Here is a 21211-nt window from a genome sequence, read left to right as displayed (position 1 = left end):
CTTTTGCAGCCGGCCTGTTTTGTTTGTGGCTCCATACTGGCGTTATGGTAACCGGTGTCAACACTGTTTCGACGCTGCTTCTCAGCGTTTTACATCAAGGTTTTCGCCCGCCATCGCGGCTTCGACTTCGGCGACCGTCATGCGGCCGAAATCGCCGGGGATAGAATGTTTCAGCGCCCCCGCCGCCACGGCAAAATCGATTGTGTACTGCCCGTCCCTGCCCTCGATCAGGCCGTGCAGTGCGCCAGCAGCAAAGGCGTCGCCGCCCCCGATCCGGTCAATGACGCCCGGCAGTTCATGCACAGGAGACGTCCAGCGGCCCGCCCGCGTGACGAGTTCACCGGCAATCGACTGATCGTCTACGGAGGATTGCTGGCGGGTGGTGGCCGCAATCGCCTGAAGGCGCGGGAATGCCTCGAAGGCCGCCTCAAATGCCGATTGGCGATCTTCGAAGCGTGATTTCAGGATCAGCGCGATGTCCCTCTCGTTGATGAAGGCGTAGGTGGCGCAGGAGAGAATCTCCCTGAGAATCGCTGGGCCGTCCCCATCCCACGCCTCCCAGAGCAGCGCGCGATAGTTGCCATCAAAGGAAACGGGCACCCCCGCAGCGGCGGCGGCCTTTACAGCGCGGACTGCCGCAGCGGCGCCATTCGCACCGATGGCCGGCGTGACGCCGGAGATATGTAACAGCGCCGCCCCCGGAAGAATGCCAGACCAATCCAGGCTTTCCGGCGCGGCGGCCGCAAAGGCTGACCCGGCCCGGTCATAGGTGATGCGGGAGGGGCGGCGCACGGCGCCCGGCTCCAGGAAATAAAGCCCCATCCGGCCCGGCGCGGAAAGAACAGTATCGGTGTGAACGCCGTGCCGGCGCAGTTCGCCCAGGGCCGCCGCGCCAAGCGGATTGTCCGCCACGACGCTGGCAAAGCGCACAACATGCCCGAACGCCGCGAGGGAGACGCCGACATTGGCCTCGGCTCCGCCGACACACACATCCAACGACCAGGACTGAAGCAGGCGCTCCGCCCCCGGCGCTGTCAGGCGCAGCAAAAGCTCACCGAAACAGACGATGCGCGCAGCCATGGCTGTTTTCCTCCCCGGCCCGGCCTAGCGCGCGAGCCAGCCGCCGTCCACGGCGACGATTGTTCCGTGCACATAATCAGATGCGCGCGAGGAAAGGAATACGGCCGCGCCGGCAAGATCCGATGGCTGACCCCAGCGGCCGGCCGGAATACGCCCGAGAATCTCGCTGTTGCGCTTTTCATCGGCGCGCAGGGCATCAGTGTTATTGGTGGCAAAATAGCCCGGCGCAATGCCATTCACGTTGATGCCGCGGCCTGCCCATTCATTCGCCAGAAGGCGCGTGAGCCCCAGCACACCGCTCTTGGAGGCGGTGTAGGAGGGCACGCGGACGCCGCCCTGATAAGACAGCATGGAGGCAATATTGATGATCTTGCCGCCCGTGCCCGCATCGATCATCGCGCGGGCGGCCTTCTGGCTGAGGAAGAAGAGGCTGCGCAGGTTGACGTTCATCACGCTGTCCCACTCCTCGACGGTAAAATCGAGGGCGTCATTGCGTTTGATGATGCCGGCATTGTTGACGAGAATATCAACGCCGCCAAACGTCTCTACGGTCTCGCGGACGATGGTATCGACCGGGTCGATGCTACCAAGGTCAGCCATGATGACATGCGTTTTGCCACCGGCCTTCTGCACCTGCTCGACCGTTTCATCCGGCGAGGAGCGGCCGACCAGGGCGAGGTTGGCACCCGCCTCCGCCAGCGCCACGGCAATGCCCTGACCGAGACCGGTATTGGCGCCGGTGACGATGGCGGTCTTGCCTTCAAGGCTGAACATGCTGAGGTTCACGAAAGCCTCCCCTAAAAGTTTCTTTGTTTATGTGCGCCGGAAGCCTGCGATCAGGACGCGAGCACACCCTTCAGATAGTCGGACATTGCCGCGTCCTGCGAGTTGGCGAAGAAGTATTCCTGGAATTTTTCGCCCGAGATGGCGGTTTTCAGGAGGTCCTGATCAATCGTCTTCAGCACGGTGAGCATATCGTGGCAGGAAGCCTTCTTCAGATCACTGAGGATGCCGCGATTCTTCGCCATTACGGCAGCGCGCTCCTTCGGATAGCCTTCGCCGCGCTTGACCTCGAACAGCTTGCGGTAACAATCCTGCAGGTTGAGTTCGGCGGCCCAGCCGAAGCCCTTGGCGTAGGGCATGGAGATGGCGTTGCCATCATTGATCTGGCCGAACAGGAAGGCGTCGGTCGGGTCAACGATCAGGCCACAGAAGATCCCCGGCATGGAATTGCAGGCGAGGTTGGAGCCCATACCCGTGCCGCAGCCGGTGACAATGAAGTCAGCCGCTTTCGAGTTGATCAGGATGCCGGCGAGGATGCCGATCATCGGATAGGTCAGGTGGGCTTTGTCTTCCGGCGTATACATGCCGTAGTGGAACACTTCATTGCCCAGCGGCTCTGCGACCGTTTTCAGAGCGTCGTGAACGATGCTGCTTTTTGCTGCCTGGCTGTTTTCAATGATGAGCGCGATTTTCATGAGGTGTTTCCTTAGCGGCGTATCATTTGGTAACCGGTGTCATAACCGGTGACACCCTTGGCTGCAAGCCGTTATCGTCTCGAAATTCCCGAAACGCCCTGTCAGCCCGCCCGGCGCGGCGGGGCCGCAGTGGAGTCGCGCACCACAATTTCCGGCGTGAAGCTGATCACCTCTTTCGGCTCGATCCCGGCTGCCTGGTTGAGCAGCAACCGCGCGGCGGCCTGCCCCATTTCGCGGATTGGCAGACGCACGGTCGTGAGCGCTGGCCAGAGGCGGCCGGCGATGGGGGTGTCATCGAAGCCGACGATGGAGACATCCTCGGGAATGCGAAGCCCGGCCTTGCGAACGGCCACATAGGCGCCGGTCGCCATTTCGTCATTGCCAGCGAACACAGCCGTGGGGCGGCGCTTTCCATAGAGCAGGCGCTCCATGGCCTGCAGGCCGGAGTCGAAGGTGTAGCCCGCCTCAATGGTGAGCTCCGGGTTGAGCGTGATGCCGGCTTCCGCCAGGCCGCGCTGAAAGCCGCCGCGACGTTCGTGGGCAGAACGGAAAGATTCCGGGCCATGGATATGCGCAATATCCGTATGCCCCAGCGCGCAGAGATGGCGCGCGGCCTGCGCGGCGCCCTCGCTGTCATGGGTCAGGATCATCCGTGATGGCTCATCCAGCATGCCCGATGCGATGCGCACATAGTCCACATCATTGTCTCGGAACATCTGCGCCAGATCTTCATCCTCTGACACCGACGGCGGCAGGATCAGACCGAAGGGCTTGTGCTGCTGGATGAACTGCTGAAGGCGGCCAGGATAATGCGCGTCTGCCCGGCTGACCGGGCGCAGGACCAGCTGGAAATCGGTTTCCTCCAGCGCATCGAGAATCCCGCGCTGCATGTTCACGACATATTGCGGGCTCGGATTGTCATAGACCAGACCGACCAGGAAAGACCGGCGCAGGGCCAGCGCGCGGGCCTGCGGGTCCGGCGTGTAGCCGAGCTCCGCAATGATGGCCTTGACCACCTCGCGGGTACGCGGCTTGACGAGCGGGCTGTCATTGATGACGCGCGACACGGTCTTCTTCGACACCTTCGCGATGCGCGCGATGTCGTTGATCGTCGCCCGTCCCTGCTGCTTGAATTCAGCGGCCTCCTGAACTGCGGCCGCAATTTCAGCATCGAGGTCAGGTCTTGATTTATCGCTCACCGGAAACCCTTGTTGGAGGATGGAATGTCCTCTTTTGCCCGGCAGGGGACATTTTGCAAGCGGCGCGCACCTCCGGCCGCTCAGGTGCCCCGGCTGCGGGCGCCCGAATCGAGGGTCTCCGGAGACTTGGGGAGCATGGTATCGAGATCCCAGAGGGCCGGATCGAAGGCCCGATAGCTCGGCTCAACAGATGGATAGCCGCCAACTTCCGACTGGCTGTCGATGATCTCGCCGCGCCCTTCGGCTGCGTTTGCAAACACGCGCACATCATGACCGTCGCGGTCCCAGGGACGCGCGCCCGCATTGGCCAGCACGAACCGCTCGACGGCCGCAGCGGGCATCACCGGCAATCCCGCTGGCAGGGGCATGGCCTCGGGCGCATCCACGAACTTTGCCGCACCTGTTGTGTAGCGTCCCCGCTCCGGCAACGGATTGCCCCAGCGGTCGACGGCAATGTTGTCGCGCGCGTGAAGCGCCAGATCGCCATCTCCGCCGATCATCACCAGCGGCAGCCCCTCTGCGGTAGACTGTCCTGCCCGCATCACATTGCCGATCAGATCCATCTTGCCGGTTTCGAAGGGCACCTTGCCCCATTCCAGCGCCTGCAGATTGTAATGCACGGCGCGCTGGCCGGGATCGTAGATGAAGTTGTTGACGATCTGTCCGTGTACGCCTCCTTTGAATAGCGGGCTTCGCTCATAATTGTGCGCATACAGATTTCCATAGATCAAGATGCCGTTGACATTGTCATGGATCAGAGACCCTTTCGAATGTTCGAACTTGGGATGGGTGGAATCGGCAAGGCCTTCGGCGATCAGGTTGTGGCTGTAGAGGATATTGCGGGAAGTTCCCGCCCGCCATTCATCTGGAGTTTCACCGGTGAAACGGGGCCCGGATGCGGAAAGGTTTTCATCGACTGCCCAGGTCAGCGAGCAATGGTCGACAATAAGATTATGCGCGCTGAGCGTGGAGATTGAGTCTTCGGCAAATCCTGAGCCGCGCGGCTCACCATTGTCGCCCGGCCGTATACGGAGGTGCTGAATAATGACATCATGCGTCTTAACATCAAACCCGCCCCGGATGAGGGTGATCCCCGGCGAGGGAGCTGTCTGGCCGGCAATGGTGATGTCCGGATTCGTGATGGCGATCGTTTCCTTTTCAAGGTCGATGACGCCGCCCACCTCAAACACAATGATACGTGCCCCTTGCCTTTCGATGGCCTCACGAAGACTGCCGGGGCCATCGCTGGCCAGCGTGGTGACTCGCACGATCTCCCCGCCGCGCCCGCCATCGGTATAAGCCGACCAGTCGATCTCAGGGAGGAACCAGGCCTGCGCCGGCGCGGTGGCGGCTGCCGTCTGCGTGGGGGCCGCGCTTACCGGCGACACGATGCCCAATCCGGCGCAGCCGCCCAGAACGACCGCGAAAAGCACTGCGCCGCGGCGCACAGACTTGCGAGAATGAAATGCCATGAAATCCTCCTCCAGACGGCGCTCTGAACCGGCGCCTTCCCAATATTGCCCACCAACCCGATTGAGAAACCAGTTGACAGAACGAACTTTAAAGCAAGTATGACACCGGTTTCCTTATCTGTCCAGCAAGCTGGGCGAGCAAGGATGAATAAACAAACCCGCAAGCGCGGAATGCGCCGCCGGAAATAATATGGGTCAAGGGAATGGCGCACGGAGATACAACCGAGGTGAGCAATCTAGCTGCGGCAGACACCCGCGCCATTTCCTTTGTGCGCGCCCGCCTGCAGGCGCAGCCGCTCGCTGACTATCCAGGCAACATGCCTGAAACATTGGCCGAGGCCTACGCAATTCAAAGCCGCGCCATCAGCCTCTGGCCCGACATTCTGGCTGGCTGGAAAGTGGGGCGTATCAATCCCCCTTGGGACAAAACCTATGGCATGGACCGGCTCGCCGGCCCGATCTTCAGCTCGCAGATTTCCCATGCCCAGGGCGCCCCGGTGGACTGCTATGTCTTTGAGGGCGGATTCGGCGCCGTGGAAAGCGAGATCATTATCACCATGGGGCACGACGCCCCGGCTGAAAAGCTCGACTGGACGCTCGAAGAAGCCTTTGAAATTGCGGGCCCTCTTCATCTGGGCGCCGAAATCGCCTCAAGCTGCTATGCCGGCATAAACGATCACGGCCCCCTGGTGACGATATCCGATTTCGGCAACAATAATGGCCTGGTGGTGGGTCAGGAAATCCCAGGATGGAAGAGCGCATCGCCTGCCGATTGGAAGATGCGGACACTGATCGATGGCAGGGAAGCTGGCAGGGCTGACGCCTCCTCTATCCCTGGAGGGCCGATCGAATCGCTCCGCCAGCTGCTGGAAATCTCCGCGGCCAGAGGACTTCCCCTTCGCAAGGGAATGTTTATTTCCACGGGGGCCGTGACCGGCGTTCACGCCGCAACCCCCGGGCAGGGCGCCTCTATAGAGGCCGACGGCATGGAAACAATCCATCTTAGATTGCTACCCTCCCGGCCCATGGCCACACTGCCGACGTCGCAACCAGTCAAGCGTTGAGTTTCCCGAAATCTCAGGAAAGCAGGCAAAAACATGGACTAAAGACCAATTTTTAAATTGCCACCGGTAGCAAAACATATAATGATACCGGTGGCATTATTTGTGAACCTCCCTCGAAGAAGGGAGAGCCAATCGAAACGACGATATCCTGGGGAGGAGACCAGACATGCGTTTCAAACAGAACAGTTTTAATTTCCGGCTGCTCATGGGGGCGGCGGCTGTCGGCTTTCTGGCAGGCAACGCCCCTGCCCTTGCGCAGGAACAGGACGCCGATGAGAGCGAGAGCCGGCAGGCAACCGTTGTCGTCACGGGTTTCCGCGACAGCCTTCAGAAGTCGCTTGCGGTCAAGAAGAATGAGACGAACATCGTCGACATCATTGCCGCTGAGGACATCGCCGACTTTCCGGATCTGAACCTTGCAGAATCCCTGCAACGCATTCCGGGCGTCTCGATCGACCGCGTGGGGGGCGAGGGCCGGCAGATCACGGTTCGTGGTCTCGGCGCCGATTTCACACGGATACGGATCAATGGAATGGAAGCGCTCGCGACCAGCGGCGCGTCCGACTCCTCGGGCGGCTCAAACCGTGGCCGGGGCTTTGACTTCAACACCTTCGCATCAGACCTGTTCAATGAGCTGCGGGTTACCAAGACGACCTCCGCCTCTATCGAAGAAGGCTCCCTGGGTGCCACAGTTGATCTGCGGACGGCACGCCCATTTGACTATGATGCAGGCCTGACTGCTGCTGCCTCCGCCCAGCTGGGCTTCAATGATCTGTCAGAAGAAACCAGCCCGCGCTATGCCGGCCTGCTTTCCTGGCAGAATGAAAGCGGCACGTTCGGCGCGCTTGTCTCTATGGCCTATTCGGATCGCACAATTCTGGAAGAAGGCTTCTCGACCGTTCGCTGGCAGGATGGCAACTTTGCCTCTGTCGGGGGCGCGGCCTGCCCGGCTGGGCCGGAATGCTCCCTGATCGACACAAACTCCGGCGTCTACTATCCCCGCATTCCGCGCTATGGACGCCTCACTCACGAACAGGAACGCCTCGGCCTTACTGGATCGGTTCAGTTCCGCCCCACGGATGCCACGACGGTATCTCTGGATGTGCTGCACTCAGACTTCGAGGGCACACGGGAGGAATCCTACCTCGAAACCTTCATGCGCAGCCAGGAGAAAAGGTTCCAGGTGATCGACTACTCGATCAACCCGGATAACAACACCATTGAATATGGCCTGTTCAATGTCAGCCCCCTGCCGAATGGAACACATCCGATCCGGTCGGAAAACCGTTTCGACGAACTGCAGACGACGCTTACGCAGTATACGGTTGATGTGGATCATGAATTCACAGACCGCCTGCGCGGCAATCTTTTGGCAGGCCGCGTGGTGTCGGAGTTCGACAACCCGGTGCAGACGACCATTTTGCTGGACGCGGTTGGGCCGGTGACGGGCTTCACCTATGACTTCAGGGGCAATGGAAACACACCCTTCATCGATTACGGATCTCTGGACGTTACCGACCCATCGCAATTTGCGTTCACGGAGTTCCGGGACCGGCCTCAATATGTCGACAACACTTTCCAGACGGTTGCCGGATCGCTCGCCTATGATCTCAACGACTCGCTGACGGTCAGCGGCGGTGCCAGCCTCAAGCAGTTTGAATTCCGGACTACGGAATACAGACGGGAGTCCACGTTCGGATCCCTCGTCTGCACCCTTCCAGGCGTTAGCTGCCCGGCTGGGGCAACAGGCCTTCCGGTCACGGCAGACATTCTCAAATATGTCAGCGGATTCGGCAGCGGACTTGGTGCACCCGGCGGAATCGATACCCGCTGGATTACCGCAGACGTACATGCCGCCGCTGCCCTGATCAACGCCTATGGTATTCCGGGCGTTCTGCAGGCTGGCAACGACCGCCGGGTTGAGGAAGAAGATCTTGGCGGCTTCCTTCAGCTGGATTTCAATACGCAGCTTGGCCGCATCCCGGTTCGCGGAAATGTTGGTGTGCGGTATGTTGAAACCACCACGACATCCACGGGTCAGGTCAGCGGCACAAGCGTGACCGTCGAGCGCAGCTATGAAGACACGCTGCCTTCGGCAAACGTCACATTTGAAATGCGGGACGACTTCTTCATTCGTCTTGCGGCCGCAAAGGTGATGGCGCGCCCGTCCCTGGGCAACCTGACACCCGGCGGCGCACTGGACAGCTTCAATGGGCCTTCGTTCCGTTACAACTCCGGGAACCCTGCCCTCGACCCGTTCCGGGCGACGACCTATGACGCCTCCTTCGAATGGTATTTCCGGGAAGAATCGCTGATAGCGCTGAGCTTGTTCTACAAGGACGTTGACAGCTTCTTCACGCGCGCATCGACGGTCGAAGTGCCCTACAGCCAGTCCGGTCTTCCGACCAGCTTGCCGCCGGCCTCCAGCCCGCTGCGCAACCTGCTTGATGCGGGGCAGGATCCCCTTGTGGAAATCCGTGCTGTGGAAAATGGCGGCTCGGCAAGCGTCAAGGGATTTGAGCTGACCTATCAGCAGCCCTTCTCCTTCCTGCCCGCGCCCTTCGACGGGTTCGGCTTCCAGGGCAACTACACCTATGTCGACTCCGATGAAATCCGGGGCTTCTCACCCAACGCCTACAACGCCACTATTTACTACGAAAAGGACCGGTTGTCGGCGCGTATCTCCGCCGCCTATCGGGATGCGTATCAAACCGTGGCGCCCACGGCAGCGGGCCGTGACGAGCAAGGGTACAGTTCGACCACGAACATCGATTTCTCGTCTTCCTACAAGCTGAACGACAATTTCGATATCACGTTCGAAGCCATCAACCTTACGGACGAATTCGAGCAGCAGGTCTTCGATGCCGGTGATCTCGTCAACGTCTACCATCATACGGGTACGGAATACCTCATCGGGTTCCGCTACCGGTACTGATCGGCAGGCTCTGGATGATGTGATGTTTCCTCCCTTTCGTCACATCATCCGGGCCTGAAAAAGAAACGCCGGCAGCTCTCAGGGCTGCCGGCGTTTTCCATTTTTGAAGACGTCAGGGAAGATGTGCCGCGCGCCCGTGCTGGGTGGTTGGGCTCAGGTGCCCCACTGGATAAAGGGCACCTTGGCAAAAAGAGCTCTTTCCTGCCCCCGAGGATCCTCCTCAACGCGAACAGTGTCGCTGAAGATCAGTGTGGCGCGGTCTGGCAGGGCATGTGCCGGCCAGTGCGGCAGGCCCGAGTGATTGGGGTTTCCATGGCGGGCGAGAGAGATGAACGCGCCGGCCAGCTGCCGGGAAATCGCTTGAGCGGACGGCGCTTTTCCGGGCATGGCGCCTTGCCGGTCCAGATTGAGGAAAGCATAGCCGATATCCACGGCATGCGGCGCGCCCCATCTTTCGTCATCCGCCGTCCAGGGCAGGTCAAACCGGTAAACCCAGGTTGGGCTGCCTTCACGCGCCCTGGCATCTGCCTCCTCTACCTGCCCGCGCCAGGAACGCGCAGCGGTCGTCGCAGCAAAGAAAATATCCGTAGGCGTATGCTCCGGATAAAACCCCCGATACGCTTGCACCACCTCATCAGCATCGATATCGCATCGCATGTGACGGGTGAGGGCGGCGGGCAGATCTTCCCAGCCCAGCTCAAAATATTCCGGCTGGCTCCGTCCGATCAGGTTGCGTGTTTCGTCATGAGTGTTACCAAGGATTATGGGAATGGCGGCCGATTGGGCTGGCGCATCCGGCCAGAAGGGATGGCGTGTCAGCAGACGCCCATCCAGAACGGGACCAAAATACACCGAGAACTCTCTGTTGACCGGATCTTCCGTGTCGAGCGCTTCCACAAGCTTTTCCGGAGCCATCGCGCGCAATGCGGCCACATCACCCGGAGCAATGCCCAGCCGCGCAAGAAAGGCTTCGGCGCGCTTCCTGGCATTGATCGGGCCGGAAGCGGTGACCTGTTGCCCGCTCATTGTGGCAGCGGAATGGAATAATTCCTTGGCGGCCGGCGCGGCCATGAGGGTAGCAATTTTTGCTCCGCCTCCGGATTGACCGAACACCATGATCTGGGCTGGATCGCCTCCAAACGCCTCGGCATTGTCACGCACCCATTCCAGCGCCGCAATTATATCCCACTGCCCGGCATTCCCGGAATCCGGAAAGGCCTCGGGCATCAGCTTTCCGAGAGAAAGATAGCCGAAAGCGTTCAGGCGATGATTGATCGTGATAACCACGACATCCCCGTGGGCCGCCAACCGGGCGCCATCATAAAGCGCATCGGAGCCCGAACCGGCGTTATACGCGCCCCCATGAATGTAGACCATCACCGGCCGCTGCGCCCCTCTGCGGGCTTCCGGTGTCCACACATTCAGGAAAAGACAGTCCTCAGACTGATTTGGTTCATTGCCGCGTTGAGGCGAAGCGGCGCCATAGGCAACGGTACGCAGGACCTCTTTCCAGGGCTCAGGCCGCCGGGGCTTTGCAAACCGTGTGAGGGCCGTATCGGCGCCATACCGGATCCCGCGAAACACGGCCACGCCGCCTTCATGAGTACCTGAAACGGGGCCATTGGAAGTCAGTACGACCGGATCTTCCCCGCCGCCGGCCCGCGCCGCCAGCGCCAGCCCGGTACTGCCCATGGCCGCGAGTACGCTGCGGCGGTTCAAATATATGTTCCGGTCCGCCATGCGCCGTCTCCCTCAGCGCGGTCTGAAGTGCCGCGTCGAGCGCAAAAATGACACCGGTATCAAATGAGGTCAAGCTTAGAAGCGATTGCGGAAAAACTGCCCCTCGCCCCGGCCTGCGCCCTATTCGGCGGCGACCATCGCGCCCGCGTCATCCTTGCGAACGGCGCGGCGGATCACGTCGAAATAGTCCCGCGAGAGGCAATCGACGCCCTCATAATAGCCGCGCGCGGCCAGCAGCGTGTGCAGCTTGCGCAGATTATAGGGCGGGATGTGCGCGAAGAGGTGATGCTCCAGATGGAAGTTCACATTGTTGGGCGCCACGAAAACACGCTGCCAGAAGGGGGCGAGCGTGGTTCCGGTATTCAAGCGCGCGTCGCGGCTGGTGCGGTCCAGCGCGGTGCCATGCTCGCCAATCTGGCGCAGGCGCACGATGGCCGGATAAACGAAAATCTCCGCCGCCCACCACATCAGATACGCCCAGGGCGCCCCTGCCAGTGTCAGCGTGCCGAGCAGCAGCACATGAAACGCAAGCCACGGCCAGTTCCGCGACAGCTTGAAACTGCGGATCTTGCGCAGCGTATCGCGGTATCCCGTCTGACCGGTGAGATCGCGCACGAATTTGCGGCGCAGGCTTTCGGCCGGCACAGGATAGTTCTTTACAAAGATGATGTCGGGATCTTCCGGCGTGCCCGCATGCTGGTGATGCTTCAGATGGTAGGCGCGGTAAGCGGCCAGCGAAATGTTCATCGGCGCGCCAACGATCCAGTGGCCGACAAACTCGTCCACGGCCTTGCTCTTGAAGAAGGCGTGGTGGGCACAGTCATGATTGATGATGCCGAGGCCCAGCTGGCGCCCGCCCAGGATGAGGATGCCCAGGAGGATCGTGAAGGGGTTTGGCCAGACGATGGCGATGGCAAATGCCGCCACGATCAGCCCCCAGTTCCACACCAGCGTGGCCGCTGCCTTCAGGTCAGATTTCTGGCGCAGCGCATTCAGGTCGTCTTTTGACAGGACGTCGGAAATCTTGGCTAAAGACTGCATGCACTGCCTCCCATTATGTGTTCTGAAACACTTATTACCTAAAATGACGCAATGAGTCAATTCTCGTATCATTTCGCGCCCCTGCCCCCGGAGGCCCTGTCGGCCCGCGCGCTGATCCTGTCGCTGATCGCCAGCATTGGCACCGACCGGCAGATGATTGCCGGGCTGATCCATGCTGGCGCGTTGTTCGGCATTGAACCGGCCACCATACGGGTCGCGGCCACGCGGCTGTTGAAAGAGGGCCTGCTGGAAAGCCCCGAGCGCGGCCTCTACGTGCCCGGCCCCAGGGCGCAGGCGCTGACCCGTCGGGTGCAGCAATGGCGGGACGTGGCGGGCAAGATGGTGCCCTGGAATGGCGACTGGCTGGTGGCGATGACCCATCCGCTGGGCCGCCGGGACCGCAAGCAGCTGCGCAACCGCGAACGGGCGCTTGCGCTGTTCGGGTATCAGGCGGCGGAGGCGGGCCTCTGGGTGCGCCCGGCAAACCTCGCCCGCGCCCTGCCCGATCACCAGCAGGATCTGACCGGCATCGGCGCCGACGAAACCATGCCGATTCTGCGGGTTACCGAAATGACGGCGCCGGGCCTGCAGGACTGGGCCGGGCTCTGGTCTGCGGCAGATCTGGAACAATCCTATCAGGCTGCCCTCCGTGCCATGACGGAAAGCCTTGAGCGCCTCCCCCGCCTCAGCCTGGCGGATGCGGCGCGGGAGACCTTGCTGACAGGCCAGGCGGTGATCCGGGCGATCAACTTCGATCCGCTGCTACCTCCCGAACTCGGCAATCAGAAACTGTTCCTGGAGATGGTGGACGCGATGGGCGTCTATAATGAGCGTGGGCAGAAATGCTGGCGGGCCTACAATGCCGCGGTGCCGTCGGAGGCCTGAACACCTGGGGCGCCGGCTGTGCCAGCATGAGACATTCCAAGGCAGGCACCGACCAGGCGCTGGGAACTTCGTTTGACTTCCGGGCACAAGAGGCGCATAGGGCCGCTTGTTAAGGCGGCAAAGCTGCCTGGTCGGGTCTGCGTGAGCGAGCAAGTCAGAGCAATCTGAAACGTTCCAGACCCTTCCTTAGAGACAATTCACCCCACGTCCTGAATCACGCCGGGCCGTTAATTGCCCCCCACGCTGGCTGCCGCATGTGCAGTTCCGGCGGCTTTCTGACGAAAGACTTCATGTCCGATTTCCAATCTCTCGGCCTCACCGGCCGAATCCTCACGGCGCTGACCAAAGCTGGCTATACTGCGCCGACCCCCATTCAAGCCCAATCCATCCCGCTCGTCATTCAGGGCCGCGACATTGTCGGCCTTGCCCAGACCGGCACCGGCAAGACACTGGCCTTCGCCGCGCCGATCCTTGACCGCCTCAGCCGCAATGCCGGCCCGGCGCCCGTGCGCGGTGCCCGCGTTCTGGTGCTGGCGCCCACCCGCGAACTGGCTGGCCAGATCGCCAAATCCTTCGAGACCTATGGTGCGGGGCTGAACCTCCGTATCGTGATGGTCTGCGGCGGCGCCAAGATCGGCGGCCAGATCCGCCAGTTGGAGCGCGGCGCGCATGTGCTGGTGGCCACCCCCGGCCGCCTGATCGACCTGATGGAACAGCGCGCTGTATCGCTCGACAAGGTGGACACCCTGATTCTCGACGAAGCCGACCAGATGCTGGACCTCGGCTTCATCCACGCTCTGCGCGCCATTGCCAAGAACGTGCCTTCCAAACGTCAGACGCTATTCTTCTCGGCCACCATGCCGAAAGCCGTCGAATCGCTGGCCGCGACCTTCCTGCGCAATCCGGCAGAGGTTTCTGTCACCCCGCCGGCTACGACCGCTGGCCGTATCGAGCAGCAGATCTGCTTCGTCGAGCAGGCTGAAAAGCTCTCCCTGCTGGTCGAAAAGATCCGTGACCCGGCCCTGCGCTCGGCGATCGTCTTTACCCGCACCAAGCATGGCGCAGACGGCGTGGTGAAACGCCTGGCCAAGGCAGATATCGATTCCGTCGCCATTCACGGCAACAAGAGCCAGGCGCAGCGCCAGAAAGCGCTGGACGCATTCAAGGCCGGTCGCGTGCCGATCCTGATTGCAACCGACATTGCGGCCCGCGGCATTCACGTCGACGGGCTCACCCATGTGATCAACTATGACCTCCCGGATGTACCCGAACAGTTCGTACACCGCATCGGCCGCACGGCCCGCGCCGGCAATTCCGGTGTGGCCATTTCTTTCTGTTCGAAGGATGAGCGCCCGACGCTGCGGGCCATCGAGAAGCTGACCGGCCTGAAGCTTGCCCCCGGCGGCATGAGCCTGCCGGACGAGCCGCTTCGCAAGCCGGGCAAGCCGCAGGGCAATCGTTCCGGCAATGGTGGGGGCCGTGGTGGCGCCCGCAGCGGCGGACATCAGGGCGGCCAGTCGTCTGGTTCGCAATCAGGTGGCGGCCGGCCTCATCGCAAAGGCCCGCCCGGCGGCGGCGCCAACGCTTCCGGCCAGCAATCCCAGCGCTCCTCCAAGGGCGCGGCCCGTCCCCGCCGTTTCAAGGAACGCGCAGACGCCTGATCGCCTTCGCCGATCAGAATTGATCCGGCAGAAATAAAAAACAGCCCCGGCAGCGATGCCGGGGCTGTTTGTTTTCCGGGAAACCGGATTATCGAACTTAGAACTTCCAGCCGAGATCGATGCCATAGGTAAGCGGCTCGGACGCATAGGCCGAGAAAGAACCTGCGGTGGTGGCACGGTAGTATTTCTCGTCGCCCAGGTTCTTGCCCCAGAGCGCAACAGACCAACCTTGAGCCGACTCATACTTCACGCGGGCGTTCATCAGGGTCGGGATTTCACTCAGGGCATGCGCCGGATGGTTCGCCACGAGGCTCCAGGAATCATCCTCGAAGGCGACATCGCCCGAGAAGATGAGTTCGCCGTTGTAGAACGGCATCGTGTAGAGCGCGCCAATCGTTGCCTTGTATTCCGGCGCGTTCTTCAGCTGGAGGCCGAGAGCGCAGGCAATGATCTGGGCGTTGTCGGATGCCACCGTGCCAGCCGGGCAACCTGCCCCGTTGTTTGTGAGGCCGCGTGCCTGATCACCGGTCATGTCGGTGTATTCCGCGCTGAGCAGGCCGAGGTTGCCGTTCAGCTGGAAGCTGTCGGTAACCTGCCACACGCCTTCAACCTCAAGACCCATGATCTCGGTTTCGTCGACATTGAAGCGGGTGAAGCCAAGGCCCGGAACGGTCGCGCCGATCTGGAGGCCTTCATACTTGTTGAAGAAGGCAGCCGTGTTGAGGCGAACCTTGTTGTCGAAGAGGTCGGTCTTCAGACCTGCCTCGAAGGAGTCGAGGGTTTCTTCGTCAACGCGCAGGAAGATCGCCGTTGCACTGAACGCATCCGGAGACCAGCCGCCGGATTTGAAGCCGGTGGAGTATTTGGCGTAGCCGAGCACCGAGTCATTGAAGCGATAGTCAGCGCCGATGGTGTAGCTGACATTGTCGAAGTCCGCGCTGTCAGTCCGGTTGAAGCCCAGCGTCCGGTTGATGCCGTAGAAGTCTTTCGATTCCGACGTTACACGCACGCCGCCCGTCAGGCTGAGCGCGTCGGTAAGCGCGTAAGTGCCCTGGCCGAACACGGCGTAGGAGGTGGTTTCCGCAGTGACCGAGTGCGGGAACACGAAGATCGATTCAAGGTTCAGATCTTCATTGAAGTAGAAGGCGCCGAGCAACCAATCGAGCGTATCGCCAGACTTGCCCAGGGTGAATTCCTGGCTGGTCTGAGACTGGCTCGTCTGCTGGCTGTAGGGAGAGCCGATGCGGGTGACGAGATTATCATCCAGCTCGCGATAGGCGGAGATCGAGGTGAAATCGAGACCGGCGAGATCGCCCTTCACCGTTGCCGAAATGCCTGACGATTTGGAGCGCTGATCGTAGCCGACGAAACAGCCGATGGCCGTTGAGGTCGGCGTACAGGTGACACCTGGCAGCGGCTCGATGGTGAACAGGTCGCCATCAGCGTCAAAGCCAGGCGCAGCAGAATCCGGGATCGGGTCCGAACGGTCAAGCGTCTGGTCAGCCGCCACGAGCAGCGACCATTCGGGCGAAAACTCCGTGTAGAAGCTGCCGCGCATCGCCATGATATGCGTGCGGCCGACGCCGTCGCGGCGCTGATCGGCGAGCGGGCCGTTCGGAATCACGTCATGGAAACCGTCACGCTCCCGCAGAAGACCCGTCAGGCGGAAAGCGGAATTTTCACCCACCTGAAGGTTCGCGGTGCCGCGCACATCAAAGCGGCCATTGTTGCCAACGGTCGTGCGGACATCGCCGGAATTGTTGAACTGCGGTTTTACCGAAGTCAGTTTGACAGCGCCGCCAATGGTGTTGCGACCATAGAGCGTGCCCTGGGGACCGCGCAGCACCTCAATGCTGGAAAGATCAACCACGTCGAACAGCGAGCCAACCGAGCGGCCGACATATACGCCGTCGACATACACACCGACTGCCTGGTCAACCGCGCCGCGGCTCTCGTCTTCGCCCACGCCGCGCAGGAAGATGCGCGCGGCATTGGCGGTGCCGGTGTTTGTGGCCATGTTGATGTTGGGCACAACGGATTGCAGGTCGAGGAGATCGCCGATCTGCTTGTCCTCAAGCATTGCCGAATCGAGCGCCGTGACGGCGACAGGCACATCCTGCAGGTTTTCCTCGACCCGCTGCGCGGTGACGGTGATAGCGCCGAGACGGCGCGTGTCGGCATCGGCCGAGTCTGCTTCCTGTGCCACTGCCGGCAGCAGGCTGGCCCCCGAGAGCAGAACCGCAAGGCTCGCGCTCACCGAAAGTGAAGATCTGAAACGCATAGGGGTCCTCCCGAGCTACAGGCAGAGCCAACCTCCGCCTCCACAAATGATATATCTTTTGCGGCACTCTGATTACAATATGTCCGGTCAAAGTCAATTTCCTTCATGACAGAAATTGCACGGTCTTGAGGCGCGTGTGCCCATTCCTGAAGCGCTTTAGGTCTGGCAGTTGTCAGGGCAGGTTTAAAAATCTCCGCGCGCATGCCAGCCTCCCACAGGAAAATCCGGTCTGGCGCTCGACGCAAAGAAAAGGATATATCATTTGAAGATCACCCATTTTCCCAGCGAGGATCCTTGTCCATGAGCGGCTATCCCACCGAACCCACCATGATCCGGTCGGACAAGACCGCCCGAGAGATCTTCGAGGAAACGCTGGCAAATCCGGCGCGCGCAAAATTCGGCTTCGGCGAAAAGATCGCCATCGTGAACGTTGATCCGCAGAAGGCCTATACGCGGCCGGACCTTTTCCCGAAAACGGCCTACATCACCGATCCCAACCAGGTGACTTATATAAATGACATCTCCAGCGCCGCGCGGGCCAAGGGTCTGCCGGTCGTGTGGACACATGTTGCCTATATGGAAAATGCCGCCGATGCCGGCGTCTGGGGCACACGGACGAACACGCCCGATTCGCTGCAGAACATTAAATATGGATCCGACCGCCATGCGTTTGACGACCGGCTGACCATCGATGAGAAGGTCGATGCCGTTTACACCAAGCGCATGCCGAGCGCCTTCTTCGAAACGCCGCTTCAGAGCTTCCTTACCTGGCACAAGGTGGATACGGTCATCGTGACGGGCGGCTCCACATCCGGCTGCATCCGCGCCACAGCCGTAGACGCGCTCAGCCGGGGCTACCGCGCCATTGTTCCCATCGAATGCGTGGCCGACAAGCATGAAAGCTACCACTTCGCAAACCTCACCGACCTGCTCATCAAATATGCCGATGTGGTTCCCGTCGCCGAAGTGAAAGCCTGGATTGAAGGATACAAGGGATGACGCATTCCGATCCCAATCTCTATGATTTCTGGCCCTATGAGGGCAGGCCGCAGATCCGGTGGCCGGGCGGAAAGAAACTCGCCTTCTGGATTGCGCCGAACATAGAGTATTACGAGTTCGATCCACCCGCGAATCCTTCACGGGCACCCTGGCCACGTCCGAACCCGGACATTATCGGGTACTCTCAACGCGATTGGGGAAACCGGATCGGCCATTGGCGCCTGATGGACCTGTTGGACAAATATGGCATGCGCGGCTCGATCTCGCTGTCGATCGGGCTCATCGACCATCACCCGGAAATCATTGAAGCCTGTGTTGCGCGGAACTGGGAGTTCTTCAGCCACGGCATCTATAATACCCGCTATTCCTACGGCATGGACGAAGCCCAGGAGCGCGCGGTGCTGGAAGATTCAATCCGCTCTGTGGAGAAGGCCACCGGCCAGCGCATCCGCGGCTATCTCGCCCCGGCCCTCACCCATACCGAACGCACGCTGGACCTGATCGCCGAGCATGATTTCTGGTATTCCTGTGATCTCTTCCAGGATGACCAGCCCCAGCCGCTGAAGACGAAAACCGGCAAGCTCGTCTCGATGCCCTATTCTCTGGAAGTGAATGACGTAATCACCTATTCCGTACAGGGATGGAGCCCGCAACGTTACACTGACCTGCTGAAACGGCATTTTGATCAATTGCTGAAAGAGGGGGAACAATCCGGCACGGTGATGTGCATTCCGCTGCATGCCTATCTGGTCGGCCAGCCCCACCGCATCCGCATCTTCGAGGAAGCCCTGAAACACATCGCCGCTCACTCCGATGATGTGTGGATCACCACCGGCGCCGAAATCGCCGACCATTTCCGCACACATTACTGGGACCAGAGTATTGCCGACATCGCCGCCCGCGGCGCCGCTACAGGAGGAACCGGCTTTGCCCCTGCCCGCTGAATTTCTTGAATATCCCCGTCGTGCCTATGGCATGGATCAGGACCGGTATGACTGGCAGCCCGCCGACCGGCGCGCGCCGCTGCATCTCAAGTCCGGCGCAAAGGCGATGGCTTTCATCACCATTCCGCTGGAATTCTTTCCGCTGGACCCGCCGGCCAAGCCCTTCAAGCATCCAGGCGCCATGGTTACGCCCTACCCGGACCTGCGCCATTATACGACGCGCGACTATGGCAACCGTGTCGGCGTCTACCGTCTGCTGAGAGAACTCGGCGCAGCCGGTGTGAAGGCCACCTTCGCGGTCAACGCCTCCGTGGCGGAGCGCTATGCACCGCTGATCGAGACCATCCGCACTGCGGGCCACGAGATTGCCGCACACGGCATATCAACCGCGCACATCCATCATGCGGGCCTCAGCGAAGATGAAGAGCGTGCGCTGGTGACGCAGACACGCGCCGTCCTGCCCGAAGCCATCACCTGGTTGAGCCCCGCGCGCAATCAGTCATTCCGCACGCCGGACCTTGTTCGCGAAGCCGGCTTCACCATTTGCCTTGACTGGGAAAGCGACCAGCGCCCGCTCGACATGCGCACTGCTCACGGCCCGCTGACCTGCCTGCCCAACCATTATGAGCTGTCGGATTTCCTGATGCTGTCCACCCGCTCCCAGAGCGAGGAAGAATGGGCCGATCAGATCCTCGAAGCGGCCGCCCAAACCGTGGCAGAGCATGGCGCGCGCGGGGCGCAATGTTTCGGCTTCACGCTGACGCCCTATATCACCGGCCTGCCCTTCCGGATTGAAGCGGTTGCCCGTGCACTGACGGGACTGGCGGCTATGGAAGGGCTGGAGGTCGCAACGGCTTCCGAGGTTTCTGCCGCATTTGCCGAGACCAGCTCATGACGCGCCGCGGCCTGCTGATGGGCGCTGCTGCCACGTCGCTCCTGCCGTTCGCCGGCGGATCAAATGCCAATGCCGGGGAGGCTAAATCCATGCGCTATACCGCGCTCGCGCTGCAAACCGTCTGCGAGGCCGTCAATCAGGACAAGACGCCCGAAGCCTCTCACGCCCGGATGAAGGGCGCCATTGCCCGCGTCACCGGCCAGATCATGGCCTCGAAAAACTTCCTCAAGGGCTTCAATGGCTATGATCTGAAACTCGTCGTGCTGCCGGAATACTGGATGACCGGTTTTCCGATGGGCGAAACGCGCGAAAGCTGGCAGGCGAAGGCGGCCATCCCCATGGACGGCGCCTTTCCCGATGCGCTCGCAAAAATGGCGCAGACAGCCGGCGTCTATCTGTGCTCAAACCATTATGAGACAGACCCAAACTTTCCCGAGCTCTATTTCCAGTCCAACGTCATCTATGGACCAACCGGCGAAACGCTCCTGCGCTATCGCCGCATGATCTCGCTTTACTCGCCTTCTCCCTATGATGTCTGGGAGAAGTATCTGGATATCTACGGCGCCGACGCTGTGTTCCCTGTGGTCGAAACCGAGATCGGCGCGCTGGCCACCATTGCCAGCGAGGAAATCCTCTACCCCGAAATCGCCCGTATGAGCGCGTTCAAGGGCGCCGAAATCCTGCTGCACCCGACCTCCGAAGTCGGCAGCCCCGGCCTCACGCCCAAGCATATCGCCAAAAAGGCGCGCGCCATCGAGAACATCGCCTATGTCGTCTCGGCAAACTCCGCCGGCATCACGGGCACGCCTGTCCCCGCCGCCTCCACCGATGGCATGTCCATCGTGCTCGACTGGTATGGCCGCACCCTGGCCGAAGCCGGCACGGGCGAGACGATGAACGCCAACGCCGTGCTTGATCTCACCGCCCTGCGCGAAACGCGCCGCAAGACGGGGATGACCAACACGCTCTCCCGCCTGCCGCTGGCCGCCTTCGCCCCGGCCTATGCCGGAAACGAGATGGCCCCGGCCAATCGCACGCCGGATGGCAAGATGGTCCAGCGCGCCGACGCGCTTGCCCAGCAGCAGGCCGTGATTGACCGTCTCGTCTCCGCCGGTGTCCTGAAATGACCGGAACAGCGCCCCCTTTCGTCAAGAAACCCGAAGGCACCTGCTATCTCGTCATCTGCCGCGATGGCCCCGGCGCCGCCACGCTGCGCGCGCAGCATCTCGACGGTCACCTCGAACATGTAGAGCGCCACTGGACCCGCTACATCACCGCAGGCCCGTTCCGCGAACCGGGCGGCGACGCCCTTATCGGCTCCCTCTTCCTCGTGATGGGCACCGCGCTGGAGGAAGTGAAATCGCTGATGCAGGCTGATCCCTACATCACCTGCGGCATGTATGCCTCAGTCGAGTACAAGGAGTTCACCAACTCCATCGGCCAGTTCATCGGCGGCAAGATATGGGAAAGCCGCGAAGCCATCCGCCACCGCGCCGCCGGCGGCCCTCCGGATGATGTCTCGAAGGGCCTCAGCTGA

At 61.2% G+C, this 21211-nt stretch carries 17 protein-coding genes; 9 read left to right on the top strand and 8 right to left on the bottom strand.

Features of this window, described 5'->3' with window-relative positions:
* Positions 1-81: 81 nt before the first annotated feature.
* The 5 genes from BBF93_RS05380 to BBF93_RS05360 form a co-directional block, all read right to left on the bottom strand.
* The gene (locus BBF93_RS05380) at positions 82-1080 is read right to left on the bottom strand and encodes a sugar kinase (protein ID WP_114105246.1); all 999 of its coding nucleotides are present in this window, start codon (positions 1078-1080) and stop codon (positions 82-84) included.
* Positions 1081-1104: 24 nt separating this feature from the next.
* Positions 1105-1854: a 2-dehydro-3-deoxy-D-gluconate 5-dehydrogenase KduD gene (kduD, locus tag BBF93_RS05375; RefSeq protein WP_114105245.1), complete on the bottom strand. Its 750-nt coding sequence runs from the start codon at positions 1852-1854 to the stop codon at positions 1105-1107.
* Between the two features lie 62 nt (positions 1855-1916).
* Positions 1917-2558 carry an RpiB/LacA/LacB family sugar-phosphate isomerase gene (locus BBF93_RS05370; RefSeq protein WP_035594356.1) on the bottom strand — a complete coding sequence of 214 codons (642 nt, stop codon included), beginning with the start codon at positions 2556-2558 and terminating at the stop codon, positions 1917-1919.
* A 101-nt stretch (positions 2559-2659) separates the two neighbouring features.
* Complete coding sequence (locus BBF93_RS05365; protein ID WP_035594354.1) at positions 2660-3757, bottom strand: LacI family DNA-binding transcriptional regulator; 1098 nt, start codon at positions 3755-3757, stop codon at positions 2660-2662.
* Positions 3758-3837: 80 nt separating this feature from the next.
* Entirely contained in the window at positions 3838-5229 is a 1392-nt protein-coding gene (locus BBF93_RS05360; protein WP_233349281.1) for a polysaccharide lyase family 1 protein, read from the bottom strand.
* A gap of 227 nt (positions 5230-5456) precedes the next feature.
* On the opposite strand from BBF93_RS05360, the gene BBF93_RS05355 reads away from it, so the two are divergent.
* Together BBF93_RS05355 and BBF93_RS05350 are read left to right on the top strand one after the other, a co-directional pair.
* Positions 5457-6293 carry a 2-keto-4-pentenoate hydratase gene (locus BBF93_RS05355; RefSeq protein ID WP_162786422.1) on the top strand — a complete coding sequence of 279 codons (837 nt, stop codon included), beginning with the start codon at positions 5457-5459 and terminating at the stop codon, positions 6291-6293.
* A gap of 166 nt (positions 6294-6459) precedes the next feature.
* Entirely contained in the window at positions 6460-9228 is a 2769-nt protein-coding gene (locus BBF93_RS05350; protein WP_233349280.1) for a TonB-dependent receptor, read from the top strand.
* Positions 9229-9381: 153 nt separating this feature from the next.
* Here BBF93_RS05350 and BBF93_RS05345 read toward each other — a convergent pair whose 3' ends face one another.
* Positions 9382-10968 carry a carboxylesterase/lipase family protein gene (locus tag BBF93_RS05345; RefSeq protein WP_114105243.1) on the bottom strand — a complete coding sequence of 529 codons (1587 nt, stop codon included), beginning with the start codon at positions 10966-10968 and terminating at the stop codon, positions 9382-9384.
* A gap of 120 nt (positions 10969-11088) precedes the next feature.
* A complete protein-coding gene (locus tag BBF93_RS05340) occupies positions 11089-12009 on the bottom strand; it encodes a fatty acid desaturase family protein (protein ID WP_035594348.1) in 921 nt (306 codons plus the stop codon).
* A 51-nt stretch (positions 12010-12060) separates the two neighbouring features.
* Here BBF93_RS05340 and BBF93_RS05335 point away from each other — a divergent pair, with 51 nt between their 5' ends.
* Positions 12061-12894 (top strand): hypothetical protein, encoded by an 834-nt coding sequence (locus BBF93_RS05335; RefSeq protein WP_233349279.1) that lies wholly within the window; start codon positions 12061-12063, stop codon positions 12892-12894.
* 290 nt (positions 12895-13184) lie between these two features.
* Positions 13185-14555, top strand: coding sequence for a DEAD/DEAH box helicase (locus tag BBF93_RS05330; RefSeq protein ID WP_035594752.1), 1371 nt, complete (start codon positions 13185-13187; stop codon positions 14553-14555).
* Between the two features lie 97 nt (positions 14556-14652).
* Here BBF93_RS05330 and BBF93_RS05325 read toward each other — a convergent pair whose 3' ends face one another.
* On the bottom strand, positions 14653-16836 hold the full coding sequence (locus tag BBF93_RS05325; RefSeq protein WP_035594345.1) for a TonB-dependent receptor: 2184 nt from the start codon (positions 16834-16836) through the stop codon (positions 14653-14655).
* Between the two features lie 327 nt (positions 16837-17163).
* Here BBF93_RS05325 and BBF93_RS05320 point away from each other — a divergent pair, with 327 nt between their 5' ends.
* The 5 genes from BBF93_RS05320 to BBF93_RS05300 are packed head-to-tail and all read left to right on the top strand — an operon-like array spanning position 17164 to position 21211.
* Entirely contained in the window at positions 17164-17835 is a 672-nt protein-coding gene (locus BBF93_RS05320) for an isochorismatase family protein (RefSeq protein WP_035594749.1), read from the top strand.
* Positions 17832-18779, top strand: a complete 948-nt coding sequence (locus tag BBF93_RS05315; protein WP_035594344.1) for a polysaccharide deacetylase family protein — start codon at positions 17832-17834, stop codon at positions 18777-18779. Before BBF93_RS05320 ends, BBF93_RS05315 begins: the two co-directional genes overlap by 4 nt.
* Positions 18763-19674 (top strand): polysaccharide deacetylase family protein, encoded by a 912-nt coding sequence (locus tag BBF93_RS05310; RefSeq protein WP_114105242.1) that lies wholly within the window; start codon positions 18763-18765, stop codon positions 19672-19674. The genes BBF93_RS05315 and BBF93_RS05310 overlap by 17 nt, the downstream gene beginning before the upstream one ends.
* Entirely contained in the window at positions 19671-20801 is a 1131-nt protein-coding gene (locus tag BBF93_RS05305; protein ID WP_114105241.1) for a nitrilase-related carbon-nitrogen hydrolase, read from the top strand. The genes BBF93_RS05310 and BBF93_RS05305 overlap by 4 nt, the downstream gene beginning before the upstream one ends.
* Positions 20798-21211, top strand: a complete 414-nt coding sequence (locus BBF93_RS05300) for a YciI family protein (RefSeq protein ID WP_114105240.1) — start codon at positions 20798-20800, stop codon at positions 21209-21211. Before BBF93_RS05305 ends, BBF93_RS05300 begins: the two co-directional genes overlap by 4 nt.

This window comes from Hyphomonas sp. CACIAM 19H1 (assembly GCF_003325995.1).
GTDB classification, from domain to species: domain Bacteria; phylum Pseudomonadota; class Alphaproteobacteria; order Caulobacterales; family Hyphomonadaceae; genus Hyphomonas; species Hyphomonas polymorpha.
Note: the sequence above shows the minus strand (reverse complement) of the source record. Positions and strands in the feature narration are given on the sequence as shown.

Coding starts and splice junctions, on each gene's coding strand:
- BBF93_RS05305 (WP_114105241.1), top strand. CDS start 19,671: ATGACGCGCCGCGGCCTGCTGATGGGCGCTGCTGCCACGTCGCTCCTG.
- BBF93_RS05320 (WP_035594749.1), top strand. CDS start 17,164: ATGATCCGGTCGGACAAGACCGCCCGAGAGATCTTCGAGGAAACGCTG.
- BBF93_RS05340 (WP_035594348.1), bottom strand. CDS start 12,009: ATGCAGTCTTTAGCCAAGATTTCCGACGTCCTGTCAAAAGACGACCTG.
- kduD (WP_114105245.1), bottom strand. CDS start 1,854: ATGTTCAGCCTTGAAGGCAAGACCGCCATCGTCACCGGCGCCAATACC.
- BBF93_RS05325 (WP_035594345.1), bottom strand. CDS start 16,836: ATGCGTTTCAGATCTTCACTTTCGGTGAGCGCGAGCCTTGCGGTTCTG.
- BBF93_RS05345 (WP_114105243.1), bottom strand. CDS start 10,968: ATGGCGGACCGGAACATATATTTGAACCGCCGCAGCGTACTCGCGGCC.
- BBF93_RS05315 (WP_035594344.1), top strand. CDS start 17,832: ATGACGCATTCCGATCCCAATCTCTATGATTTCTGGCCCTATGAGGGC.
- BBF93_RS05335 (WP_233349279.1), top strand. CDS start 12,061: ATGAGTCAATTCTCGTATCATTTCGCGCCCCTGCCCCCGGAGGCCCTG.
- BBF93_RS05300 (WP_114105240.1), top strand. CDS start 20,798: ATGACCGGAACAGCGCCCCCTTTCGTCAAGAAACCCGAAGGCACCTGC.
- BBF93_RS05350 (WP_233349280.1), top strand. CDS start 6,460: ATGCGTTTCAAACAGAACAGTTTTAATTTCCGGCTGCTCATGGGGGCG.
- BBF93_RS05370 (WP_035594356.1), bottom strand. CDS start 2,558: ATGAAAATCGCGCTCATCATTGAAAACAGCCAGGCAGCAAAAAGCAGC.
- BBF93_RS05330 (WP_035594752.1), top strand. CDS start 13,185: ATGTCCGATTTCCAATCTCTCGGCCTCACCGGCCGAATCCTCACGGCG.
- BBF93_RS05380 (WP_114105246.1), bottom strand. CDS start 1,080: ATGGCTGCGCGCATCGTCTGTTTCGGTGAGCTTTTGCTGCGCCTGACA.
- BBF93_RS05360 (WP_233349281.1), bottom strand. CDS start 5,229: ATGGCATTTCATTCTCGCAAGTCTGTGCGCCGCGGCGCAGTGCTTTTC.